The sequence below is a fragment of the Glutamicibacter sp. 2E12 genome, from assembly GCF_050030965.1.
Taxonomy (GTDB): Bacteria; Actinomycetota; Actinomycetes; order Actinomycetales; family Micrococcaceae; genus Glutamicibacter.
This window is the reverse complement of sequence record NZ_CP188297.1, coordinates 1,539,615-1,564,742: the sequence shown is the minus strand read 5'-3', so window position 1 is coordinate 1,564,742 and position 25,128 is coordinate 1,539,615. Positions and strand designations below refer to the sequence as shown.

The window sequence follows — 25,128 nt, the reverse complement described above, 5'->3', positions numbered from 1 at the left end:
AACCAAAAGGGTGATGGCAGGGAACCGAAAACTGGGCCCATGCACCAGATGGTGCATGGTCCCAGGGTGCCAAGGAAGTTAGAAGGTCGTCGTGAGCACGAACATCATCCCTGCGACGGCTAATGCGAAGGGCAGGGCCAGCAAAACCATCAGCTTCTTTTGATCCCGCACGATCGCAACGCATTCCCTGAGGAAGGCACTCGGACGGTAGTAGGCCGCCGTTTTCCCGCCGAAGGCACGGGCATCCAAGCCGAGCTTGCGTGACGCCATCGCTGCACGCAGCGCATGATAGTCGCTGGTGACCAACCACAGCTGGCCATCCGGACGCTGGGCACGGACCAAGGCGTCGGAGAACTCCAGGTTCTCAAGGGTGTCCCTGGCCCGGTCTTCAACCAGAATCTGTTCATCGGCAATGCCCTGCTCACGCAGGTAGCGGGCCATGCTTACGCCCTCTGGTTCTTCCTCATCATGGCCCTGTCCCCCGGTCGGAACCATGAAGGGGCGAGCAGATGCCTGCAGTTGATGCAGGTCTATGCCCTTGTCCAAGCGGCCACGCAGCAACGGGGTGACCTTGCCGTTGATTGTGCGGGCACCAAGGACCACCACGGCGGCGGCTTCGCCCTTGGATGGGTATCTGGCGTGCACCCATGCGTACAGCAACAGCATGGCGAACAAGCTCGCCGTGAAGACGGAGGCCATGAACAGGACGAAAGCCAGCGAATAGGTCCACCAGGATTCGATGCGAATCAGCAGCACCGCAATGACTGGCAGGACAAAGACGGATAGCCCGGCTGCCAATGACAGCAGATTCGCAGGTTTGGCTCCTTCGCGCCGGCACATCAGGATCCCGTTGTAGATCAGCGCGGCACCGAAGACAACGACCATCAGCGGGGTCAGCACCAGCACTATGGAGAAGAGGAACCCAAACCCGGGGATCACACTGGTCAACAGGTCGACGACCGCCGAAATGGTGAAGAACACCAGCGGCAAGAGAAGTGCAGCCAGACCCAAGCGGCGTGGGTCCTTGCGGTATTGCCGGATAAACAGCCACCAGAGTGCTGCCAGGAAGACCCAGCCAACGAGCTGCGCGAGCACTGATTCCATTGCCTCTCAGTTCACCGATTTCCAGTTTGCGATTCCGTATTCCCGTTTGAGCATCGATTGCGCTCCGAGGAATCCGCCCATGCCATGCACCGACGGCCCCGGAGGCGCAGCCGAGGATACCAAGTACAGTCCTTTGGACTGCAGGTACCACGGGTCGGCCGAGATCCGAGGCCGCTTGATGCTGCCCAGCAGGTCCATGGTTCCCCCGGAAAGATCGCCACCGACCAGTGCCGAGTTCTGCACTTCCAAGTCCTGGGCGGTGACAACATGGGATTCAATGATTGTCTCGCTGAAACCAGGGGCTGCCTGTTCAATCATTTCCTTCAGTTCCCGGCTCATGTCTACCGGAGAATCCAGTGGCACGTGGCAGTAGGCCCAGATGACGTGCTGGCCCTGCGGTGCCCGCGAATCATCAAATTGCGAGGGCTGGGCAACAATCATGAACGGCTTCGCCGCTCCCCCGCGCACTGCGGCGCGTTCGGCCTTCCCGACCTGCGCCGCGGTGCCGCCCAGGTGCACGGTGCCGGCCTTGCCCAGAGTCTCGTCGCGCCATGGAACCGGTGCCGAAAGGACGTAGTGCACCAGGCAGCTTCCCGGCGAGCGCCGGATGCTGCTCAACGCGTGCGAGAGCCGTTCAGGCAGGTGTCCTGTTGAAAGCTTGGCAGCGTTTTCGGCGGAGGTATCGAAGAGGATGCTCTGCGCAGAAAGCTCATCAACATGGTTGACGCGGGTGCCGGTAAGGATTTTTGCTCCATGAGCCATCGCTTCTTCGGCCAAGGCGTCGCTGATGGCTTGGGAACCTCCACGCGGGATGGCCCATCCCTTGCCGTGCGCTGTTGCTGCAAGGAACAGTCCTGCCCCGGCATTGGCCGGTCCGCGAGAGCCTCCCGCAACGTGGGCGGAACAGCCTGCGTAGAGCGCGGCGGCGCGTTCAAACTTTCCAGAAAAGAGTTCCTTGACGGCCATGCCCGCCACCGTGCTCACGGCAAAGGTCGCCAACGCTGCGGGGTTCGAGGGAACCCTCAGCAGAGGATTGAGCAGTGTCTGGCTGACCCCGTCAATCTGCTTGACCAGCGGGCCCAGGAGCCGGGTGTACATCTCGCCGTCCGCGCCTCCAAGTTCCTGCCCGGTGCGTTCCAGATCCTTGTACGCGTAGGCAGTCCGGCGATCCAGCACATGGGCGAAGGACAGCTCGGGGACGATGAACTCCACCTTGTCGTGGACGCCCAGTTCATGCATGGCTTGGGATTGCATGGCCATCGGATGCACTGCGCTGCCCAAATCGAATTTCGCTGCAGAACCATTCAGCGGCTGCGTTCTGGCGGCCCCGCCGATGGTGTCGTTGGCTTCATATACCGTGACGCTTAATCCAGCACGGGCAGCAACTGCTGCGGCTGCTAGCCCATTGGGTCCCGCACCGACAACGGCAACATCGCTCATGATTTATTTCCCGCCACTTCATTCGTTTTCTTGGATTGAGGCAGCAGTCCGCGCAGGGTCCAGCGGTCCTCCAGTCCGGCGAATGGGCCGGCCAAAGGATCATCCTGGCCCACGGCACGAATCGGGTCGTGGCGTGGATCAAGAATTGAACGTGCCACCAAGAACATCAGGTATCCCAGCATCACCATATGCGCCAGCACCAGCACCGCATAACCGGTCTCAGGGAAGGCCTTCTGCGCTTCTTCCGCAGAGAGGGAATCAAGGTAGAACCAAACAGCGTAGAAGTGCGCGATTTCCACGAGCATCCAGACAACGAATTCGCGCCAGCGCGGCAAGGCGAGGGCGAACAGCGGAATCAGCCAGACGATGAACTGTGGTGAATACACCTTATTGACCATGACAAAGGAAGCAATGATCAAGAAGGCCATGGAGGCCAGGCGCGGGGTGCGTTTAGCAGTCAAGCCCAGCACTGCGACGCCCACGCAGCACAGGAAGAAGAGGACCAGGCCGTAACGGGAAATCTGTTCGGCTTCAAAGAGCGGGACCCCTCCCCTGTTATCGGCGATGACATTCCATGCGTGCCAGAAGCTGGAGAAGCCTGCCCCGCGTTCAGAAGAGAAGTTGAAGAAGTGCATGAACGAGTCGGGGAACGCCAGCGCATAGGGAAGGTTCACCAGTGCCCATGTCGCCGCGGCGGTTCCGCCAGTCACCCAGAAGGTCTTGAGCCTGCCGGTGCGAATGGCCAATATCAGCACCGCGCCGAGGATGAAGAACGGATAGATCTTCATCGCGGCACCTAAGCCGATCAGCACCCCGGCAAGGACGGTGTGCTTTCGTGCGAATGCCAGCATGCCCAGGGCCAGCAAGGCCACAGCCCACATGTCCCAGTTGATGCTGCCGGCCAGGATGATGCCCGGGGCAATAGCCACCATTGCGGCATCCCACGGGCGGCGCCCGGTCATCCGCAGGGTGGCGATCACGGTGACCATCCACAGGATCGCAACGAGCAGCAGGTTGATGTCGAAGTACAGCAGCGAACGGTTTTCGATCCCCGTGGGGATGATCGAGGCAACGGCCGAGGCCACCGTGCTCATCAGTACCGGGTACTCGAACTGGGCGGTCGCGCTGAATGGCGCCCAGGGGTTCTCGGCGAAGCCGCGGGCGGAGAACAGCGGAACCCAGTCGCTGTAGCACGCATAGGCGTACGGGTTGTTGCCAGTCCACCCGTTGACCCGGCAGGGGTTCTTGGCAAGGAGCATCAGCAAGGCGCCCACGGTGGTCATCAGGATAATGACTCGTTCCACGCTGAAGAATCCTGGATCGACTCGGCCTGGATCGCTGTGTCGTCCCAGGCGGCCACCGATCATTGCGGTGAACTGTCGAAGGAACCCGTCAGCGCGTGATGGCACGGTAATCCGCAGGGGGCCACGCGTGGGCTGTGACTGGTTTGGCTCGTGCATACCCTCCAGCCTAAATGTTCTGTGCCTAAGCTCCGCCTTGCACACTCATGTTTCATTAGTCGCTTTGATCTTTTATGCGGTTCTGAGGGCTCGAAATCCCTCTTCCGGATTCACCGAATCGTACGTAAAACGCTTGCTGACCTCGCATTCAGCAAACAAACAGGTGATTACACCGGCACTTCACCGTGCGTTAACCCAGATGCCCCCTCTTAGTTAACTTGTGCCCATAGCGTCTTACTCGTGAGCAAAACCAACCAGCCAAATGCCATGGCGATCATCCCCGCCCGGGGAGGATCCAAGGGCATCCGGCTAAGAACCTGCGTGAGATCGGCGGCAAATCGCTACTGGGCCGCGCAATCGAATCAGCCAGATCCGCGGCGGCAGTCAGCGACGTCGTGGTCAGTACCGACCATGAGCAGATCAAGGCCGAAGCGCTTCGCTACGGGGCGCGAGTCATCGATCGACCGGCAGATATCGCCGGCGACACGGCCAGCAGCGAGTCAGTTCTGCTCCATGCGCTAGCGAATGCGGAATCTCAGCCAGAGATCACCGTGTTCATCCAGTGCACCAGCCCGTTCATCGATCCGGAGGATCTGGACGCAGCCATTGCGGCGGTTTCTTCGAAACGCGCCGACGTCAGCTTCGCAGCTGTTGCGGACCACGGTTTCCATTGGGGCCTGGATCCGCAGGGCGAAGCGGTCGCCGTAGGCCACGACAAGCTGCACCGTCCGCGTCGCCAGGATCGCGAACCGCGCTTCCGCGAAACCGGGGCCTTCTACGTGATGGATACCCGCGGATTCCGCGAGGCAGGGCACCGTTTCTTCGGAAAGGTCCGGGTTCACGAAGTTCCAGCAGAGCACGGCATCGACATCGATACCGAGGCAGACCTGCTGCTCGCTGGGCTGGCCGTTCCGGCCACCCGGGAACCGATCGAAGTCGACGCGGTCATCACGGATTTCGACGGGGTGCATACCCCGGACACCGCGTATGTCGATGAGCACGGAACCGAAACCGTGCGCGTCTCCCGCTCCGATGGAATGGGAGTGGCCCGGTTGCGGGCTGCCGGAGTGAAGTTCCTTATTCTCTCCAAGGAAATCAACCCTGTTGTCGCCGCCCGCGCCGCCAAGCTGAACGTCGAAGTGGCCCACGGAATCGACAACAAGGCCGAATACCTGGCCCGCTGGCTGGCTGACGAATCCATCAATCCGGCTCGTGTTGCCTACGTGGGCAACGACATCAACGATCTGGGCGCGATGGCGTTGGTCGGCTGGCCGATCACCGTGGCCGATGCCCAGGAAGATGTGCACCGGGCAGCACGGTACAAACTGACCCGCAAGGGCGGGCACGGAGCGGTACGGGAACTAGCCGAACTGGTTCTCGCCGCACGCACCGCCACCAAGAGTTCTCCAAGTTTCACCCACTGAAAGGCAATACCCATGACTTCCATGACTACTGACATCAAGCCTGTTGCTATCGGCGACGTCCAGGTTGGCGCAGGCCAGCAGGTCTACGTCATCGGCGAGATCGGCATCAACCACAACGGCGACATCGAGATCGCCAAGCAGCTGATCGATATCTCTGCTGAAGCCGGTGCCAACGCAGTGAAGTTCCAGAAGCGCACCCCGGACATTTCCACCCCGATGGACATGCGCGACAAGATCCGCTCCACCCCATGGGGCGACATGACCTACCTGGACTACCGCTACCGCGTCGAGTTCGACCAGGCGCAGTACAAGGAGCTCATCTCCTACGCAGCCTCCAAGGGCCTGCACGCCTTCGCCTCGCCATGGGATGTTCCATCGGTCGAATTCATGGAAGAGCAGGGTGCAGTCACCCACAAGGTCGCCTCCGCATCGGTCACCGACATCGAGCTGCTCAAGGCCCTGGCGCAGACCGGCAAGCCGATCATCCTGTCCACCGGCATGTCCACCATCGAGCAGATCGACAAGGCCGTCGAGACCCTGGGTACCTCGAACCTGGTCATGATGCACGCTACCTCCACCTACCCGCTGCCTCCTGAAGAGGCCAACCTGCGCATGATCGAGACCCTGCGCGACCGCTACCAGGTCCCAGTGGGCTACTCGGGCCACGAGCGCGGCCTGCAGATCTCGCTGGCTGCTGTTGCCCTGGGCGCAGTGACCGTCGAGCGCCACATCACCCTGGACCGCACCATGTGGGGTTCGGACCAGGCCTCGTCGCTGGAGCCAAAGGGCTTCGAGTCGCTGATCCGCGACATCCGCATCCTGGAGCAGGCCATGGGTGACGGCGTGAAGAAGGTCTTCCCAGGCGAGCTGGCACCGCTCTCGCGCCTGCGCCGCGTCGACGCCTAAGCACGCCTACGTATCCGGCGGTTGGACTCACCGACGGGTCCAACCGCCGTTTATTTTTGTCTGCATGAGGAAGGCCTTGAAGCACAGATGAGTTTGATCCCCGGGCGCATTTCCGTGGTTATCCCCGCCTATAACCAAGAAGCATATATTTGCGATGCCTTGTCATCGCTGGTCCGGCAGAAGCTGGGACGCTGGGAGCTGGAAGTGCTCGTGGTTGATGACGCTTCCGATGACCAGACTGCTGCCCTGGTTCGCAGCTACCAAGACCAATTGCCTGGCCTGAACCTGATCTCGCTGCCTGAGAATGCCGGAGTTTCTGCCGCCCGCAATGCCGGGTTGGAACAGGTCACCGGCGAATACTTCACCTTCCTCGACCCCGACGACTGGTACTCCCCCGAGCATTTGGAAGCCCTGGCGGAATCCTTGACCGAACTGCACGTGGACTTCGTGCGTTGCGATCATGTGCGTGTCACCGGCACCAATCGCGTCATCCACCGCGCCCCGCAGGCGTTGCGCGGCATGCCGCTGAACCCGGCCGATGACATTGAACCTATCGATTCGCCGTCCATGGTGGACTACGCCTTCGTGTGGGCGGGCATGTACCGCACCGACCTGATGCGCGCCCGCGAACTGATGTACTTCGACGCGCAGTTGCACAGCGCCGAAGACCGCCTCTGGCTATGGAAGCTGCATCTGAACACCGAGCGCTATTCCGTCGTTTCCTCCCCCGGGGTGTTCTACCGCCGCGGCCTGCCCGGCTCGCTGACCCAGGTCTTCGACCACCGTCAGCTCGGCTTCATTCCGGCCTACTCGCAGATCCTCACCGAGGTGCGCTTGCACCCGGACGCGGATCGCCACCTGCCCAAGGCGATGCGGCAGTTCTTCGCCATCGTGTGCCACCACGAGAAGCGCGCGAAGAACTACCCGCCGGAAGTCCGCTTGGAGATGAAGCAGAAACTGCGCCAGGTATTCACCACTATTGATGCGCCGATGGCCCGCCAGGTTGCCCTCGAGATGGACGTTGCCCGTCGCCGCCATATTCTCTCCTTCCTCCAGCCAGGTCAGATCGGGGCCGCCAAGTGATCGCACTGATTGAAGCCAGCAGCTATTTCCAGCTTGCTTCTCTGGCCGCGATGGCCGATGCAGGACTGCTCCCCGAGGCAGATGAACGAATTCTCGTCTTGGCTAACGGCTCGCAGGTTCCGGAACTGACTACTGCGTTGGATGAAGTCCCGGGCTTCGAGAAGCTTGCCGCCCGCTTTGACCGCGTGGTGGATTTCGCTGCGCTGACCTCCCCGCGTCGCCCGGCACAGTTCAACCCGCGTGAGGACGAGCTGCATATTTTCGAACGCCTCCTGCGCAGCGCTTGGGATCTGGGCAATGAACCCTTGACCTTGGTTCTGGAATCCATCCAGGTCAATCCGGCGCGTGCGCTGGCGCGTATTTTCTTTGATGCCCAGCTGTGGATCCACTCCGACGGCTTGATGTCCTATGGCCCAACCCGTAATCGATTGCCAATGCCGCTTCGCCAGCGCGTCATGGGCACCATCCATGTGGACTTGGTTCCAGGACTGCAGCCTCACCTGCTCGCAGAGCTCGAGCCGCGGCGCGAGGTCTTGGCCACCGGCGGCCTGGCTGCAATCTTCGGCGAACTGGCCCAGGGGGCAGAATTCGATCTGCCAACCGGCAGTGCGCTGATCCTCGGCCAGTACCTGGGTTCCTTGGGCCTGATGGATGCCGAGGAAGAATTCGAGCTGCATCTGGAAATGCTCAACGAGGTGGCCCGCCGGGAAATTTCCACCGTCCTGTTCAAGGCGCACCCATCGGCCAGCGCCACCTCAGCGGCACGCTTGTCTGCAGCCGCCAGGGACATGGGGCTGGATTTCCGGTTGGTCGGCACCGATCATCTGGCGGAAACCGTCATCGCGGCGGTACGTCCAGCCGTGGTGATCTCCTGCTTCTCCACAGGCTTGGCCACCGCCAAGTACATCCTGGATACCGAGGTCTACGCAGTGGGCACCGGCAGACTGCTCCAGGCGCTGGCTCCCTACGAGAATTCCAACCGCATCCCGTTGTCCATCATCCATGCCTTGTTCGTCCAGGACGTGCCGGTTCCGGCGCACGGTGGCGGCAGCGACCGCCTCACCGAACTGCTGGCTGCCGTGGCCTACTGCATGCAGGCCGCGCAACTGCCTCACCTGCGCGAGCAGGCCGAGTCCTTTTTGTCCGCGCACTACCCGGAGTTCTCGGCTCATTTCAAGCGCCGGCGCATCACCAGGCTGGAGCTGCCTCCACGCTGGGCGCACATCAGCTCGCGCCGCTCGCTGCCTTCCAAAGTCCGCGGGGCCTCGCGCCGTGTGCTGCGCAATGGTTCCAAGCAGCTGGACACGCTTTCCAAATCCCTGAGCCGACTGGCAAAATGACCCTCACCATGATGAAACTGACTCAACATGACACCCACGAGGTGCCACGCCCGCGTTTCGGCACCGCGCACGTTTGGGTGGAGTCGCCACTGCAGCTGCTTTCGGCGGTAGAAACGCATGCCGCAGGGCTGCTGGGCACGGACATCCGGATCATCCCCCGTCAGGGAATGCCCCTGGAAGCCACGACGCAGGCAATGCTGAATCATGCCCCTGCAGGGGTTCATTTTGAACCGGCCGCTCGTAAGCCTCCGCAGCCCAAAGGCGCTGCCGATCGGTATGTCACTGGCGACGCCTACTCGGGCAAGATCCAGCGCACGCTGCTGGCAGGCGTACGGGCCAAGGAAATCGTGATCATCGATGACGGCATGGCTACGCTGGCCCTGATCAAGCAGCTCATTTCCGATGAGCCCACCCCGTTGGTGCGCGCCCGGACCAGGAATTCCGCAGCACGCGTGGCCATGGGATTGGCGACCTGGCATCGTTTGCGCCAGCTGGCCCGTGAAGATCGCCTGTTGATTGTTTCAGCGTTGTATGTCGACCCGGCATCCCGTCAGAAGATGGCTGATCTGGGGATCAAATTCGCGCAGCACAAGTTTGAATGGCTCGCTACCCAGCCGGTAGCCGAGCAGTTCACCGAATCTACCTTGCTGATCGGTTCGGCGATGGTGGCTGATGAGCTGATTTTTGAGCAGCCGTATCTGCGCTGGATTGAGCAGATCGCTTCCGAAGGCCCGGTTGCGTACTTCCCGCATCGCCGTGAAACTCCCGAATTGCTGGAGAAGATCTCGGGGATTGATCAGGTGGTGCTCAAGGAGCACACCGTTCCCATTGAAATGCGTTTGCGTGTCCTGCGACCAGGCCAGGAGATCCGCGCCTTGCCTTCCACGGTGATTCCATCCCTGCGCCTGCTGCTGGGTCCTGATGCCCGCTGCCTCTATCCGCAAGCCGTGATTGACAGCTGGTGGACCCCTGGTACCCCATCCGAGTTGCGCGAGCACCTATCCAGTTCATTGAAGGTGTGAATCAGCCGATGAAGCCATCAATACTTGCCATCGCCGACTCGGATTCCTATCTGAAGCTGGCAACGAGCTTCCTGAACCGCCTAGGTCCCGCATGGGATCGCAAGGTGTATTTGGCGCGGACCCCGGTGATGCCGACCGCCGACCAGATCGCAGCCGCCTTTGAAGGCACGGATCTGGATCCGGATATCCTGCAGGTGATTTCCGTATCCCAATTAGAAGCCGACACCGTAGATGAAGACATTGTTTTCGCTTCGGCCACCGGGCCGGTAGTTGCCGAGATCTACTCTCGCATGCTTCGCACCGAGCCGACTGATGGCCGGTGCACCGCACTGATTTCCGCCCTGCCTGGCGTGGCATTCCCCGCCACGCAGAAGGGGTGGAACTATCGTCGAGCCGGCGATGCGTTCATTTGCCATTCGCATGCCGAAGCCCGTGATTTCTCATTCATGATCGAAGGCCAGGTAGGGCACCAGCCGACCATCATGGTCAGCAAGCTCCCGTTCTTGCACTCGGCAGGATTCCCGCCAGCGCAAAAGCAGGTGGTCGAACGCTTGGTGTTCGCGCCGCAAGCGAAGGTACCTGCCCAAGAGAGCGAACGCGAGTCGATCCTGCTGGCTCTCGAGCAGGCTAGCAAGATGAATCCCGAACTTGAGGTGATCGTCAAGCTCCGCGCCAAGGCCGGTGAGCCCCAAACGCATCTCGAGGCGTTCCCGTACGATTCGCTGTTCGAGAAGTTGCAGTCCGAACGGCGGATCGGGCCCGAGTCGCGGCTTCGCTTCGATACCGGATCGATGAGTGAAGCATTGGCCGATGGCAGCGCCTTGGTAACAGTGTCTTCGACTGCTGCCTTGGAATCCATTGATCGCGGGTTGCCAACGCTGGTCCTTTCCGACTTCGGCGTCAGCGCGCAGATGATCAATACGGTCTTTGTTGCCTCCGGCGTCATCGGCACCTTGGATGACGTCGCCGGCTTGAGCTTCGGTGAACCTACCAAAGCCTGGTTGCGGGAAAACTACTTCCACAGGGTGGACCACAGTTTCGTTCAGTCCCTCGAGATTCTCGCGCAGCGAGCTCGAGCTGGAAAGCTGCACACTGATCCGGAAATGCTGGCGCATATTCGCCGCCAGCCTTTGCGCCACCGCCTCAGAACCACGTTGCCTGCACCGCTAGTCAGGGTTTTGGTGAAGTTGCGGCACCAGTTCGGGCTAGCACGCAAAAATGGCGCCAACTCATGGTCATGACCAACTAGGTCTTAGCCCATGAAGTCACTTTAATGCCTGAATTGATCGTCACTGTCAGTAGTATCCAATCCTTAGGTGCTTTACCTGCTATTGGTGCAGCTTCGCTGAGACAGTGCAGTAATCACCTCGGTTTCGCTAGCCCAGAGAGGCCGCCCCGATAGTTATTCGGTGATACCGGGCACGATTGGGAATGTTTGCACTCCATTAAGACTTAAGATCATTATGGGTCAATTTGCGCAATGCGCTTTTGCGCGCCCTATTGCCCAAAGGTTTTATACATTTCAATAAGGAGTTCATGTGTCGGCGAACCCGATTCGCGTTGCCATCGTAGGCGTAGGCAACTGCGCCACTTCCCTTATCCAAGGTGTTGAGTACTACCGAAACGCCGATGCTGATTCCACGGTTCCAGGTCTCATGCATGTGCAGTTCGGCCAGTACCACGTGGGCGACGTTCAGTTCGTTGCCGCCTTCGATGTCGACGCCAAGAAAGTCGGGCTCGACCTCTCGGAAGCCATCTTGGCCAGCGAGAACAACACCATCAAGATTGCCGACGTTCCAACCACCGGAGTGACCGTTCAGCGCGGCCACACCTTGGATGGCCTGGGCAAGTACTACCGCGAGACCATCGAAGAGTCTGCAGCCGAGCCAGTTGACATCGTCCAGTCCCTGAAGGACAACGAAGTCGATGTCCTGGTTTGCTACCTGCCAGTTGGTTCCGAGCAGGCCGCCAAGTTCTACGCACAGTGCGCCATCGACGCAGGCGTTGCATTCGTCAATGCCCTGCCTGTATTCATCGCCGGCACCCCAGAGTGGGCGCAGAAGTTCACTGACGCCGGTGTGCCAATCGTTGGCGACGACATCAAGAGCCAGATCGGCGCAACCATCACCCACCGCGTGATGGCCAAGTTGTTCGAAGACCGCGGCGTTGTCCTGGACCGCACCTACCAGCTGAACGTTGGCGGCAACATGGACTTCAAGAACATGCTCGAGCGCGATCGCCTGGAATCCAAGAAGATCTCCAAGACCCAGGCAGTCACCTCGAACACCTCCGCCGCCCTGGGCGAAGACGACGTGCACATCGGCCCAAGCGACTACGTTGCATGGCTTGATGACCGCAAGTGGGCTTTCGTCCGCCTCGAGGGCCGCAACTTCGGCGATGCTCCGGTCAACCTGGAATACAAGCTGGAAGTTTGGGACTCGCCAAACTCGGCCGGCGTGATCATCGATGCCGTACGCGCAGCGAAGATCGCCCTGGACCGCGGCATCGGCGGTCCGATCCTGTCGGCTTCGAGCTACTTCATGAAGTCGCCACCAGAGCAGTACGACGATGAGACCGCGCGCAACAAGGTGGAAGCCTTCATTCGCGGCGACATCGAGCGCTAGCCCTCCGCGTTAGCGGAAAGGCAATGGCCAGGACCGTTCGGTCCTGGCCATTGCTGTATTCGACAGTGCTCTGGATGCGGAGAAGCCCGCCGGCTTGCAGGCCGGCGGGCCTCTTGGCGATGCCTTGCGAGTTCATCATGGGTACCTCGGATTCTTGTTAGCGGGCAACGGTAATGGCGTTGCCGGCCTTAGCGAATTCGAAGGTACATTTCTGGTGGCACGTGGTTCTTCAGCTCACGCTGACGCATGCGGCGGTTGAACTCGGTGCTATCAAGGTTGGTGAACTTGCGCTTGTCTTGACGCTTTTTCATTTGCTGTCCCTCCCTTCGGTCAAAGTAGAAGGGGAGGGAAGATCTTGGCGCGTAGTTGAAATGGCGCGAGCTTTCAGGCTTTCTGGTCCTGCGAAGATTAATTCCGAGGTGCGAACTGCCCGTTGAGCGGATGAGGAGAACAGTGGACTAGGCATGAAAAAAGTTCCTAAGGGTGAGAGTCGATTACTGACCTGCAACCTCAGGAACTTATGCGGGATTTACCGTGAGTTAGGAATCCGCTTGTCCGGAGGTTGGGGAAATGAGCTTGCACAGACGAGACATGGGAGAGCCGCCAATAAATCGCGCTCCGCGATGAGTCTCTGTGTACCAATTGGTATTAATCATTTCGCCACCTCCTAAAATCTGCTCTCGGCCGGCCATGGATGCCATGGGGCCTCTTTGAAAAGTTTTCTCGATCCGCAAGTCTCATTGAGACTTCCCAATCACAGTATTCAGCATACATGGATTATCCCCGATGCGCTACAAATTTGCGCAGAAACTTTAAGCACTTTCCCGGGGACGGCAAAAGCACCCGAATCCATGCGGATTTCAGGTGCTTTTCCCTTGGTGCTCAGGTCAGAGGTTACCCCTCGGTAGCCGATTCCTGGGCTTCAGGCTGTTCCTTCCACCAGGCGCGCAAGCGCTCAGTGGCGATTTCCGCGCCCAGCGGGCCTTCGTCCAAACGCAGTTCCAAGAGGAACTTGTATGCGCGGCCAACGACCTTGCTCGGCTTGATTCCCAACAGGTGCATGATCTGCTCGCCGTCAAGATCCGGGCGGATTGACTGGAGCTCTTCTTGCTCGGCGATCTGCGCGATGCGCGCCTCGAGGTCGTCGTAGGCAAAAGCTAGGCGGTCGGCCTTCTTGCGATTGCGGGTGGTGACATCCGAACGGGTCAGGCGGTGCAGGTGCTCGAGCAGGTCTCCAGCATCGGTGACGTAACGGCGCACCGCCGAGTCGGTCCAGCCGGCCTCGCCGTAGCCATAGAAGCGCATGTGCAACTCGACCAGTCGGGCTACGGACTTGGTGGTGTCCTTGTCGAAACGCAGGGCGCGCATACGCGCCTTGACGAGCTTCGAACCCACCATGTCATGGTGGCGGAAGGATACCGCGCCGCTTGGTTCAAATTTGCGGGTCGCCGGCTTACCGATATCGTGCATCAGCGCCGCGAAGCGCAACACGAAGTTCGGGCCGGGAACAGGTCCCTCTTCGTCGGTTTCCAACGCCATGGCTTGTTCCAGCACGGTCAGCGAATGCTGGTAGACATCCTTGTGCCGGTGGTGCTCGTCAATTTCCAGACGCAGTGCCGAGACTTCGGGCAGCACCTTATCGGCCAGGCCAGTTTCCACCAGAAGGTCGATTCCCGCGCGCGGGTCTGCACCGTTGATCAGCTTGACCAGTTCATCGCGAACCCGCTCGGAGGAAATGATGTCGATCCGATCGGTCATTCCGCTCATGGCTTCGCGCACCTCTGGACTGACTTCGATCTTCAGCTGCGAAGCAAAACGGGCAGCACGCATCATGCGCAGCGGATCGTCAGAGAAGGAGATATCAGGTGCACCAGGGGTGCGGATGGACCCGTCTTCCAGCGAGCTTACGCCGTCGAAAGGATCCACCAGCTCGAGCTGCGGCAAGCGCAGAGCCATCGAGTTCATGGTGAAGTCCCGACGGAAGAGATCGTCGTGCAGGTTATCACCGAAGGCAACGATCGGTTTGCGCGACTCCTTGTCATAGGCATCAGCGCGGTAGGTCGTGACCTCTAGCGTGTGTTCGCCCTTCTTGAAGGCAATAGTTCCAAACTCGCGTCCCACATCCCAAACGTTATCGGCCCAGCCGGAAATCACCTTGATGGTTTCTTCCGGGCGAGCGCTGGTGGTGAAATCGAGGTCCGGGGATACGCGTCCCAAGTACAGATCCCGAACCGGCCCACCTACCAGCGACAATTCATGGCCCGCCCGAACAAAACGGTCGGCCAAGTCGAAAATAACCGAGGGCAGGATTTGACGCAGTGCGTCAGGCGAGGGAAGTGCATGCATAGTTACTTAAGCGTGCCAGAAATCCCGGAAGAATGCTTGAAATTCCGACGGATTTGCCTGCGAGATAACTTACTTGTCCACGTCGATCAGGCGGCGAACGGTACTTTCTCGATAGAGTGGTTCCATGAACCGACCGATCCCGTCTGCCCCAAAGCGCACCCCATTGACTGCGTCAATGGCTCGCGCGCAGGCAACTGGCGGTCACACGAGCCTGCCGACCGTGGAAGAAGTCTCTTCCGGCGGCATCGTGATCGACTTCAACGACCCCACCTTCCCAGTGGCCATCATTGCCCGGTACAACCGTGGCGGACGGCTGGAATGGTGCCTGCCCAAGGGCCACCCGGAGGGCGTGGAAACCAATGAGGAAGCGGCTATCCGCGAAATCGAGGAAGAGACCGGCATTGCCGGACGCATCCTCGCCCCGCTGGGTTCGGTCGACTACTGGTTCACCGTGACGAATTACCGTGTGCACAAGACCGTGCACCATTTCCTGCTGGAAGCTACCGGCGGGCATCTGACGATCGAGAATGATCCCGATCATGAAGCCGTCGATGTTGCCTGGGTCCCCATCGGTTCCCTGGGCAAGCGCCTGTCCTTCCCTAATGAGCGCCGGATCGCTGATCTGGCACGCGAGGTCCTTACAAAGCATGTCTCAGGTTCCTAATCCATCTGCGGGCTCCGATCAGCTACACACCGGAGCCATGGACGTAGTCGCCGGACCTCCCCCGCAGCAGGCAGCTCAGCCTGTTGGCTCGCGCTCCAGGATCTATGCCCTGATGGCCTCCGGCACGATGGTCTCCCGCTTGCTGGGCTTCGTGCGCACGGCCTTGCTGGCGATGGCCATTGGTTCGGTCACCTCGGTGGCTGACATCTTTGAAAAAGCCAATATCATCCCGACTATCATCTACATGCTGCTGGCCGGCGGCATTTTCAACGTCGTGCTGATCCCGCAGCTGATCAAGGCCTCCAAGGCGAAGGACCGCGGCGCCGCGTACACGTCGAAATTGGTGACGCTGACCGTCGTGGGCATGGGTATCCTGACGCTGATCCTCACGCTCTGCGCTAGGCCATTGATCACAGTGCTCACCAATAACTGGACCGAGCCGATGATCGCGTTGGGAACGGCCTTTGCCTACTGGTCGCTGCCGCAGATCTTCTTCTATGGGCTCTACGCAGTGCTGGGCCAGGTGCTGAACGCGAATGGCCGCTTTGCCGCATTCATGTGGGCTCCTGCGGTCAACAACATCATCCAGCTGATCGTCATTGGCGCTTTCATCCTGACTTTCGGCGCCTACTCTTCGGGCGACCCGATGCAGGATTGGAGCGGGGTCAAGACCATGTGGCTGGCTGGCGGTGCCACCTTGGGTATCGTATTGCAGTCGGTGGCGCTGTTCTGGCCACTGAAGAAGACCGGGCTGAAACTGACACTGGACTTCCAATGGCGCGGCATGGGACTGCGCCACGTGGGCAAGCTGGCGATCTGGACCCTGGCGGCCATGGTGATCGGCAATCTCTCCTCGCTGGTGTACTCCAAGATCGTGTCCGGAGCTACCGCGGCTCGAGCGCAGCTGCCTCCCGAACAGGCCGCCTCGGTAGCCGGCGAGTACGCGTTGAACACCTCGCAGTTGATCACCGTGCTGCCGCACTCCCTGTTCGCGCTGACCGTCGCCACCGTGCTGTTCAACGACTTCGCCCGGGCTTTCACCGAGAACCGCCGCAAGGATGTTGGCAAGCTGCTCAATCAGGGCATGCGCTCCACCGCAATCCCTATCGTGTTCTGCACGCTGGTCTTCATCGTGCTGGCCGGACCGCTAGGCAGGCTCTTTGCCGGCAACTCCGAGAATGCTGCGCAGGCCGCGGGCGCTCTCGGGCAGCTGCTGGTGCTCACCGCGCTTGGGCTGCCGTTCAAGTCCTTGCAGTTCTTCATGCTGCGTGTCTTCTACGCAGAGGAAGATACCCGCACCCCGATGCTGATCCAGTCGGCCACCGCCGGGCTCGGATTGATCTTGGCGTTCGCCGCTGCCGCCGTGGTCGATCCGCTGCATATCGCCGCCGCCATTGCCTTCATCTACGGCTTGACCAACGTGCTGACCTGCGTCGGCACCCACTATCTGATCAAGCGCCGCTACGGCAACTACGGTGTTTCCTCTGTCATCGACACCTACATTCGAGTCGGTTGGATGGCTACGCTCTCCTCCATCATTGGATGCATCGCGCTCTGGCTGCTGGGTGGATTCAACTTCGGATTCGCCTACGACTCCGTATTCAGCGCCCTGGTTTCGGTGGCTATTGTCGCGCTGGTGATGGGCATCGTCTTCATTGGCTTGCTGTACAAAACCAAGGTCCCGGAGCTCCAGTCGTTCCTGGGTCCGATCCTTCGCAGAATCCCGGGACTCAATCGCTGATGGTCCGCTGAAACTTGCTAGTGATTCTGGGCAAATAGGCACCAAATAGCTTGATCTGACCGGTAACATGGCAGGTGGTGGTCCGTGGACCGCCACCGAACCAAAATCAACCCCTTGGAGATGCACGTGTCGCAGCCAATCGATGTCGGCTCTGTCCTCAGCGGTCGCTACCAAGTAACCGAGAGTGTCCTTTCATCAGCTGAAGGAGACTTGGTACTCGGTGGCGTAGACCAGGTACTGAACCGCTCGGTCAGCATCATGGTGGCTTCCGTGGAGAATTCATCGCAGCTGGCAACGAGCGCACGCGAAATCGCCATGGGCGAGCGCGCTTCGAACGTTCAGGTGCTGGATCTGGGCATCACCGATGCCAACCAGACCTACCTCGTCGCCAACACCGCGCGTTCCTCGGACCTGCTGGACCTGGTATTGGAAACCGACGACGCTCCATATGTTGAGCCGTTCTTCACCGACACCTTGGGCACCGAGATCTTCGGCGAGTCCCGCCAGGCCGTCCCTGAGACCTACGAAGACGACAACGAGTACTACGACCAGCTGCAGTACGAAGACGAACCAGAGCAGCAGGGCAAGATCGGTTCCGCCTTGGCTGGTGGCTTCGCAGGACTGAAGAACCGGTTCGGCAAGAAGAACCAGGAACAGCCTGAAGAAGAACAGTTCGACCAGACTGCGCCTAATGAGCAGGTTCCCGCCACCATGGCTACCCCGGTTGCGCCAGCTGAAAAGCCAGCGGCCGAAGATAAGCCGAAGGTCTCCCGCCTGGAAGACGAAGACGAGCCTAATGTCACCGCAACTGCGGCACTGGCTGCCGCTGCGCAGTCCAAGGGCAAGACGCCGGCCAAGCCTACCCAGAAGCCTGCCGAGGAAGATGAGAAGCCGGCAAAGAAGAAGGCTGCAGCAGCTGGAGCCGTAGCCGGCGCAGGCGCCGCTGCGGGTGCCGCCGCTGCCGCTGCCCCGAAAGCCTCGACCTTCCCCGCAGCTGCCAAGAATGCTTCTGCCCAGGACCCCCAGGTCGGCGAAGAGGAAGAGGAAGAAGGCGGTTCCAAGGGAACTCGCCTGCTGGTTGGCGCCGTCTTGCTCATCGTGCTGATTGTTGCAGTCGTGTTCGCTTTCAACTTCCTTGGTGGGGACAAGAACACCACCGCCGATGGCGAGCAGCCAACTGCCGTGGAGTCCCCGGAAAAGCCATCCGAGACCGAGAAGGAAAAGGACTCAACCGAGGACGCCTTGCCTGCTCCGAAGATCGACGACGTATCCCGCCTGGTTCCCGGCAATCAGCAGCTGAACTCCGAAACCGATGGCAAGCTGGGCCAGATGATCGACGGCAACGCCTCGAGCACCTACTCAACGTACTCGTACACCACCGCTGATTTTGGCGGCTTCGCTTCCAACATGGTCTTCATCCTGGAACTGGACGAGCAGTCCAAGATCTCCGAGGTCAATCTCGAGGGCCTGAACGGCACCGGCGGCAACTACGAAATCCTCGTCGGCGAATCCGAAGACCTGGGCGATGCCAAGTCGGTAGCCAAGGGTTCATTCTCCGGTCCTTCGGTTTCGGTAACTGCCAAGGACGACGACAAGGACTACATGGAAGGAACCCACGTGTTCCTGGACATCACCGACCTGCCTCGCAAGGCATCCGGCGGCAATGATTCACGTCCATTCGGTCTCCAGATCGGTGAATTCTCCGCCAAGTAATAGAAGCGGAATTTTTTACGAAAGCAATGCGTTGAGGTGGATAGTGAGGTTAGACCTTGCTATCCACCTCGCATTATTAGAACGAAAGGGTTCTACCCCCGTGACTTCAGCACAGAACGACGAAATCCGCGACGTCATCATTGTCGGCTCCGGTCCGGCCGGTTACACCGCCGCGGTTTACACCGCCCGTGCGAATCTGAACCCACTAGTCATCGCCGGCTCAGTCACTGCCGGCGGCGAACTGATGAACACCACCGACGTGGAGAACTTCCCAGGCTTCCCCGAGGGCATCATGGGCCCAGACCTGATGGACAACATGCAGAAGCAAGCCGAACGCTTCGGCGCCGAGATCCTCTTCGACGACGTCACCGAAATGAACCTCGAAGGCGAAATCAAGACACTGTCCCTGGCTGACGGCACCATCTACCGTGCTCGTGCTGTCATCGTCTCCACCGGCTCCGCCTACCGCGAGCTGGGCCTGCAGGACGAAAAGCGCCTCTCTGGCCATGGCGTCTCCTGGTGCGCCACTTGCGACGGGTTCTTCTTCCGCGACCAGAGAATCGCCGTGATCGGCGGTGGCGACTCCGCCATGGAAGAAGCCCTGTTCCTGACCAAGTTCGCCTCCAAGGTCATCGTCGTGCACCGCCGCAACGAGCTGCGCGCTTCGAAGATCATGGCCGACCGCGCCCTGGCCCACGAGAAGATCGAATTCATCTGGGACTCCGAAGTCATCGGCATCAACGGTGCCGATAAGGTCGACGGCTTGGTCGTGAAGAACCGCACCAGCGGCGAAGAATCCACCGTGGATGTCACCGGTATCTTCGTGGCCATCGGCAACGACCCACGCGTGGATCTGGTCAAGGACCAGCTGCAGCTGACTTCCGAAGGCACCATCGCCGTTGAAGGCCGCACATCCAAGACCTCGCTGCCAGGTGTCTTCGCCGCCGGCGACGTCATCGATTCCACCTACCGCCAGGCCATTACCGCGGCCGGCTCGGGCTGCGCCGCGGCCCAGGACGTGGAGCACTACCTGGCCAACGTTTCCGAAACCCTCGCTACCGCCTAATAGTTTTCTCAGAAAGGGGTTGTCTCTCATGAGCAACGCAAAAGCAGTAACTGAAGCAACCTTCCAGGCCGATGTCCTGGATGCCGACAAGCCAGTGATCGTCGATTTCTGGGCTGAATGGTGCGGCCCTTGCCGCCAGCTCGGTCCAATCCTGGATCAGATCGCAGAAGAGCACGCTGCGAAGGTCGACGTCGTGAAGGTCAACGTCGATGAGAACCAGGCAATTGCCGCGAAGTACGGCATCACCAGCATCCCAGCCGTATACGTCTTCAAGGGCGGCGAGCATGTCGCTACTTCCATCGGTGCCAAGCCGAAGGCTGTCATCGAAAAGGACTTCGCAGAATACCTGTAAGCCAAGAACATGATTGAAGTGGGGATCAACCGCAAGGTTGGTCCCCACTTCTTATTTAACCGTGGCGCCGCGAGAAGTTCACTTGCTTTCGTTTTCTGGCCGTTTCCGAGCCTTACCCCAGCTCAGGTTGAGCCGGTTCTTCATCTGAAGGCCCTTTTGACATGCTGTTGCGAATATCCAAGGTAAAATATTTGTTTTTATTATTCTGGCTCTGTTCTATGACGCTTTGCACAGTTCTTTGGCACCCGTCAGCCAAGATGCGCATTTCATGCTCAGCAATGGACCCGGCAAGTTCGGGTTCGCATTTGATCGTTTCTCTGGCCACCTAGACAGGTTCCCGAATTCTGAATCTTGATGTCCTATGCAAAATTCAGCGATCCGCGATCGCCGTATTTCTAGCCCTTCAACTTCGGCCCACAATTCCAGACTGCACTGTGAAGGGCCGCGGAAACGCATCCGGATACGCCGCACATGCTAGCTGATTGGATGTGCTTTCTGAGAGGCAGCCAAAACCAATTCCTCATGGGACTATCCGCTTCCGGTCGAAATTGCGTCAAATTCTGTCCATGGATAATCCAGGCCATGCCGACTGCCGCATCCCCGTGTCGCCGCGACACTCAGTTTTCATGGGCGTCTTTAGCTGGAACAGCATCTCTTGGTCTTGATTATTGGGGAGGGTTCAACGCGCAGTGAGAACTGCCAGGGCTAACGGAGTTCCAGGGAATTAGCGGAGCACTCCCCTTCCGCGTATCCACTGGTTGCTCACTGAGCCTACTGTTTCGCCGTCAATCGTCAGAATCCATGATGCTATCTCCTCCAAAGTCCGAACGGTTCAGCAACGAGTTCCTGAGGACGTTCTCTGGCTAAACTGGCACGCAGTAAGCAGAACAGAATCTTTCGGCTTGTGAGTTGTTGTCGTAAGTCAGTTGCTGCGGCCCAAACCATGTTTCGTGCCGATACGTCATCACCCACTGCGCAACTGTCACATGGGCCGCTGGGTAATGATGAGGTGCGACCTGTCGAAGATTGAATGAATCTGAGGTCGATTGCCGTGGAGCGAACGAGCCACATCATCGCTGAATAGCTGTTCATACCCATCGGGGCGAAGCTTGCCGGTAGAACCTGCATCAGGGACAAAGGCCTTAGACTCATGCTCGTTGCCCTACTGTCGACTCGCGAAGAGAAGGCCTGAATCTCCAATCTGCTAGTGATCGGAGGGGTTTCTCTCTGATCAGGTCATTGCAATTCTGCACTAGGTCCTAGTGCAATCAACTAACTCTGAACAGCGCGCTACCTATCTTTCGGGAAGTCGGTTTCCCCGAGGGCCAGTACTAACCCCACATATAAGTTCTTTCATTCACACGCTTCCCTCCTTCAGGTTCTCTTGCCTTTCAATTAATGGAGGTCTTCGCCCAGTTCTCCAACCCTGAGAAATTTAGGTTGATCACTACTACGGGCTTCGGCACCTGGGGCTTCGCACTCCACGGCATCATGCCTACCTATTGCGCGGCTGGTGCATGGACAGCTTGGTCCGAATTCCCGCGCTATTTACCTTGGGGCTTTTTTCTAGTGAATAGTTCCTTCGAACCGGGACAAAAGCAGGAGCGGGTTGAGCCGGGTTTGCGGAGACTCTAGTGAACCTATTTCACCGCTAATCCTCCTACTCTCTTGGATTGAAGGTTGTGATCCTTCTGGATTTCCCTTCGCTCACCTTGCTCATGAGCGGGATCTGGAGCGCTGCCGGGCCGCTCATGCCCGACAGGGCTCCCGGAGACCCATACATCCGCCTAGGACGCGCTTCTGCAGCCTCATAAGTCACTCCTAAGGCTCTCTGGCCATCTGTTGCTCGACCCCTCCCTAGGGCCTTGGCGTCATTTCCTCCTGTCAGCTGCTGGCGTTGAAGTGGTTGGACGATCGTATCCAGGCTTCACCTTCCGCGCGTATGGGACCAAGGGTCAAGTTATCCCTCGGCATCTCGCGACGCTCTTACTTTCCTGCACGCCGTGCGTGCTCGCCGGGTTTTTGGCGCTGGAACGAACTTCCTCATGTCCGCGCCGCAAGCCGCAGGCTGATCACTGTCCTCTCACGTAGGCACCGGCCAGACAGGTCCTCTCCGGCGCTCGTACAGGCCTACGCATGTATTCAGCAAGCTTCTTATGCCTCATCTCAGCAAAGGCTGTCAGCCTGCGGGTAGTGGGTATAGCATCATTAGCTATTCATCTCGGGGGCGGGGTGCCCAGGTCGTGCGTGGCCGCTCCATTCTGTGCAACGTCAACCCTGCATGTGCTTTCAGGTCGTTCTGGTTGTTTCACGTGAAACACCAAGCGCATCGTTGAATTCAGGACAATCAAAGGGCGGTCAGGTTAATGTTTCACGTGAAACACGTTTCGCTTCGCAGACGTCAGCAGGTTCGAAGGGTGGTCTGGATCATGTTTCACGTGAAACGTTGCTTCAAGGCAGCTGCTCTCAGTGTTCATGTTGCGGTTCCGCCCCCCCACCAGTCGCAGTCGCCGATTCAAGAAATTCGAGAGACGGTGACACGATTTCATGACAGCTCGAACTCGGATTTCTAGAGATCTGGATGTCGGTTCGGCAAGGGTGCGCACCAATGTTAATCCCACACCTGCGTCAGGAATCTTAATGGAGTCGTTGCTTCTCATCAGCGTGCCCTGGCTCAGGGTGCGCGTAATGGCTTCGGGAAGGGCTAGTACCACTCCCCCATCGCACGGCATGGCGCATTCGACATAAGAAGTTCCGGTCATGCCCGCAACACCAACTGAAAATCGCCTTCTTATCGTCAAACGGAATCGGACCTGTACCGTCCAATTCTCCCTACGCCAGCTCGGCATTGGTCAGCAAACCCGACGGTTCTTCGCCCGATATGGATGGTTAGGCGAAGACAGCCTCTCCTCAGGGTGAACCAAGCAATCAGTATTCGCCGAGGCATCAACCTCGTCACCATTGGCCTCACCCCAGCGGACAATCGGCGGATTGGACCTGGTTAGCACCGACTTCTGTTAATAACGATCAGCTGCATCAACGGCCGCAGTACCGAATGGAATGTAATCCACCTTGACGATGATCAACAGTTTGTATTGCATAAGACGCAGCAACTCATGAGTCGATTTCCCTCCGTGATGCGCCGCCACCAACCTTTACGCGCAGCCAGAGCTGTTCATCGAAGAGCATTGGATACCACTGCCGGCAGGCTTTGACACCCAGCGCAATACGCGAGTTAGTATTCACCGCCCATGGCGGTCCTCTACAGGTCACGAGCATAGCTGTCGGGATGATCGCCGTCCTGGCCCGGCAGGTTCACGAGTCCATCCCTCATCATGTGCTGGATCAACATGCTACTTGCACGTCCGACAGATTGATGGCATTTTCATGGCTCTCGCCAACTGCTCAATCGTTTCTTCCGAAGTACGCATTACTGGTCATCATGAAAGTCGTGGATGTCCAGGCAAGGGATTCTATTGCCGGCCGATACCTGGCGTGACGCGACCACGCAGCCGTGGTCGTGGCCAAATAACGGTTGTGCGTCGAATCTTGCTCAACGCACAACGCAGTAATCTGCACATGTGCCGGATCGGTAATCATCTGGTGCTTGTGAATATTCGGTGGTTTGAGAGCCACCCAATATTGCGCTTCTGGGCCAGTCGTTATTGTGGTTCAGATCCACCCAATAGTCTCCCTTAGAACCACCTGCCGGATCATCAGTCCGGCAGGCAGTCCTGAACGGGGATTCCATCGAATCAACGCCCCGTGGCTAATGCTCCGGCCGAGAGTACACCTCACACATGTTGCGCCCACCGGTCTCAACCCAAATCGTATCGTGCACGACATGATCCATGATCGCGTCGGCCAACGCACCAGCGTCCAGCCGGGCACGCCAATCCGATTGCTTGTACTGCGTACAGAAAATGGTGGATGCAGCGTCATACCGCCGCCCTATGAGCTCGAAGATGATTCTCAGCAACCCGCCGGCTGGAGGATCCAAAAGCCACTCATCCATCAGCAAGACGCAACCACCGGCGCGCGGACAGAATACTGGGTGGCTCAGAACCGCAATATTGGCGGCTCTCGAAAAGTCCAATATTCAGCTTGTCCAGCACCGCGGAGGATCAGCCACCACCGGCTGGCCGCAGACCCTCTATCCATGGTCACCGTGGAATCAACAATCCGGCCAATGTCTGAAGGATGCACCAATTAATTATTGCGGCCCAGACTCATGCTATAGGTCCTTCTCCATCGTGCCCGATGGCTGAGCCCGGTACTGATGGCATCGAAGGCGAGATGATCATTGTGCCTAGAGCCTACGGCGACCGGTCGATGCTCCGGACCTGGATCGGGCTGAACGGTGTACATTGGCTTTCGGTAGACACCCGTCGAGCTGTTTGCTGAGATTCTGAAGGAAAGAGGATTCAAGCAACTGGTTGCATTCGGTTTGCTCTTTGAACTCAGAATCTCTCGGTGGAGCCAGAATGCTCCTGCTAGCCAGCGGCTCGGCAAGCACTGAATTGACTTCCGTGTCTTTCCTTTTGCTTCCGAATCGCGGATTCACGGTCCCAGATTCTGCTCTTGAGGACCGCGTCATCATCGTCGTTCTAGCTCCACATCCCAACGCTCAGATCCGGGCATTGCCAGCTAGGAATCATCAGCGCTTTGAACACCCTCAAATGCGACAGCCTCATCATCAGCTCCGGCAGCATCAGAGCCTGGTCGGATCCGACAGATGTCCGTGGCTTGGGGAACCACAGATCCACTTGCGCGGCTTGCCCTGATTCGTGGAACATCCGGTCCGCAGGGCCCACGTTCGTGTATTCCGGACATATCAGTGCGA

19 protein-coding genes are annotated in these 25,128 nt (G+C 59.0%); 12 read left to right on the top strand and 7 right to left on the bottom strand.

The window, feature by feature from the left end; genetic code table 11:
* Window positions 1–78 precede the first annotated feature (78 nt).
* From ACP3TE_RS07320 to ACP3TE_RS07310, 3 genes are read right to left on the bottom strand one after another with little or no spacing between them, the layout of a single operon-like run.
* Window positions 79–1,104 carry a YdcF family protein gene (locus tag ACP3TE_RS07320; protein WP_105656598.1) on the bottom strand — a complete coding sequence of 342 codons (1,026 nt, stop codon included), beginning with the start codon at window positions 1,102–1,104 and terminating at the stop codon, window positions 79–81.
* 6 nt (window positions 1,105–1,110) lie between these two features.
* A complete protein-coding gene (locus ACP3TE_RS07315) occupies window positions 1,111–2,544 on the bottom strand; it encodes a phytoene desaturase family protein (RefSeq protein ID WP_105656599.1) in 1,434 nt (477 codons plus the stop codon).
* Window positions 2,541–4,004: a glycosyltransferase family 87 protein gene (locus ACP3TE_RS07310; RefSeq protein WP_105656600.1), complete on the bottom strand. Its 1,464-nt coding sequence runs from the start codon at window positions 4,002–4,004 to the stop codon at window positions 2,541–2,543. The genes ACP3TE_RS07315 and ACP3TE_RS07310 overlap by 4 nt, the downstream gene beginning before the upstream one ends.
* A gap of 293 nt (window positions 4,005–4,297) precedes the next feature.
* Here ACP3TE_RS07310 and ACP3TE_RS07305 point away from each other — a divergent pair, with 293 nt between their 5' ends.
* From ACP3TE_RS07305 to ACP3TE_RS07275, 7 genes are all read left to right on the top strand, one after another.
* Window positions 4,298–5,428 carry a cytidylyltransferase domain-containing protein gene (locus ACP3TE_RS07305; RefSeq protein ID WP_426736207.1) on the top strand — a complete coding sequence of 377 codons (1,131 nt, stop codon included), beginning with the start codon at window positions 4,298–4,300 and terminating at the stop codon, window positions 5,426–5,428.
* Between the two features lie 12 nt (window positions 5,429–5,440).
* On the top strand, window positions 5,441–6,334 hold the full coding sequence (locus tag ACP3TE_RS07300; protein WP_105656602.1) for an N-acetylneuraminate synthase family protein: 894 nt from the start codon (window positions 5,441–5,443) through the stop codon (window positions 6,332–6,334).
* Between the two features lie 87 nt (window positions 6,335–6,421).
* Entirely contained in the window at window positions 6,422–7,417 is a 996-nt protein-coding gene (locus tag ACP3TE_RS07295) for a glycosyltransferase family 2 protein (protein WP_105656603.1), read from the top strand.
* Window positions 7,414–8,757: a polysialyltransferase family glycosyltransferase gene (locus ACP3TE_RS07290; RefSeq protein WP_105656604.1), complete on the top strand. Its 1,344-nt coding sequence runs from the start codon at window positions 7,414–7,416 to the stop codon at window positions 8,755–8,757. The genes ACP3TE_RS07295 and ACP3TE_RS07290 overlap by 4 nt, the downstream gene beginning before the upstream one ends.
* Window positions 8,754–9,779, top strand: coding sequence for a hypothetical protein (locus ACP3TE_RS07285; RefSeq protein ID WP_426735882.1), 1,026 nt, complete (start codon window positions 8,754–8,756; stop codon window positions 9,777–9,779). Before ACP3TE_RS07290 ends, ACP3TE_RS07285 begins: the two co-directional genes overlap by 4 nt.
* Before the next feature lie 8 nt (window positions 9,780–9,787).
* A complete protein-coding gene (locus tag ACP3TE_RS07280; protein ID WP_286134086.1) occupies window positions 9,788–11,020 on the top strand; it encodes a DUF6716 putative glycosyltransferase in 1,233 nt (410 codons plus the stop codon).
* Between the two features lie 297 nt (window positions 11,021–11,317).
* Complete coding sequence (locus tag ACP3TE_RS07275; protein ID WP_105656607.1) at window positions 11,318–12,403, top strand: inositol-3-phosphate synthase; 1,086 nt, start codon at window positions 11,318–11,320, stop codon at window positions 12,401–12,403.
* A gap of 188 nt (window positions 12,404–12,591) precedes the next feature.
* Here the strand turns inward: ACP3TE_RS07275 and ACP3TE_RS07270 are convergent, their stop codons facing one another.
* Both ACP3TE_RS07270 and ACP3TE_RS07265 read right to left on the bottom strand, forming a co-directional pair.
* Window positions 12,592–12,714, bottom strand: a complete 123-nt coding sequence (locus ACP3TE_RS07270; RefSeq protein WP_255209577.1) for a hypothetical protein — start codon at window positions 12,712–12,714, stop codon at window positions 12,592–12,594.
* A gap of 583 nt (window positions 12,715–13,297) precedes the next feature.
* The gene (locus ACP3TE_RS07265; RefSeq protein ID WP_105656608.1) at window positions 13,298–14,749 is read right to left on the bottom strand and encodes a CCA tRNA nucleotidyltransferase; all 1,452 of its coding nucleotides are present in this window, start codon (window positions 14,747–14,749) and stop codon (window positions 13,298–13,300) included.
* Window positions 14,750–14,873: 124 nt separating this feature from the next.
* On the opposite strand from ACP3TE_RS07265, the gene ACP3TE_RS07260 reads away from it, so the two are divergent.
* From ACP3TE_RS07260 to trxA, 5 genes are all read left to right on the top strand, one after another.
* Window positions 14,874–15,413, top strand: a complete 540-nt coding sequence (locus ACP3TE_RS07260) for an NUDIX domain-containing protein (RefSeq protein ID WP_105656609.1) — start codon at window positions 14,874–14,876, stop codon at window positions 15,411–15,413.
* A 37-nt stretch (window positions 15,414–15,450) separates the two neighbouring features.
* Window positions 15,451–17,154 (top strand): murein biosynthesis integral membrane protein MurJ, encoded by a 1,704-nt coding sequence (gene murJ, locus ACP3TE_RS07255; RefSeq protein WP_332595065.1) that lies wholly within the window; start codon window positions 15,451–15,453, stop codon window positions 17,152–17,154.
* 126 nt (window positions 17,155–17,280) lie between these two features.
* Complete coding sequence (locus ACP3TE_RS07250; RefSeq protein ID WP_400341840.1) at window positions 17,281–18,867, top strand: hypothetical protein; 1,587 nt, start codon at window positions 17,281–17,283, stop codon at window positions 18,865–18,867.
* 100 nt (window positions 18,868–18,967) lie between these two features.
* Entirely contained in the window at window positions 18,968–19,933 is a 966-nt protein-coding gene (gene trxB / locus ACP3TE_RS07245; protein ID WP_426735879.1) for a thioredoxin-disulfide reductase, read from the top strand.
* Window positions 19,934–19,961: 28 nt separating this feature from the next.
* Entirely contained in the window at window positions 19,962–20,285 is a 324-nt protein-coding gene (trxA, locus tag ACP3TE_RS07240; RefSeq protein WP_105656613.1) for a thioredoxin, read from the top strand.
* 112 nt (window positions 20,286–20,397) lie between these two features.
* On the opposite strand, the gene ACP3TE_RS07235 is transcribed toward trxA, so the two are convergent.
* Window positions 20,398–20,610 (bottom strand): hypothetical protein, encoded by a 213-nt coding sequence (locus ACP3TE_RS07235; RefSeq protein ID WP_133833767.1) that lies wholly within the window; start codon window positions 20,608–20,610, stop codon window positions 20,398–20,400.
* 3,444 nt (window positions 20,611–24,054) lie between these two features.
* On the bottom strand, window positions 24,055–24,300 hold the full coding sequence (locus tag ACP3TE_RS07230) for an ATP-binding protein (RefSeq protein WP_332487036.1): 246 nt from the start codon (window positions 24,298–24,300) through the stop codon (window positions 24,055–24,057).
* Window positions 24,301–25,128 lie beyond the last annotated feature (828 nt).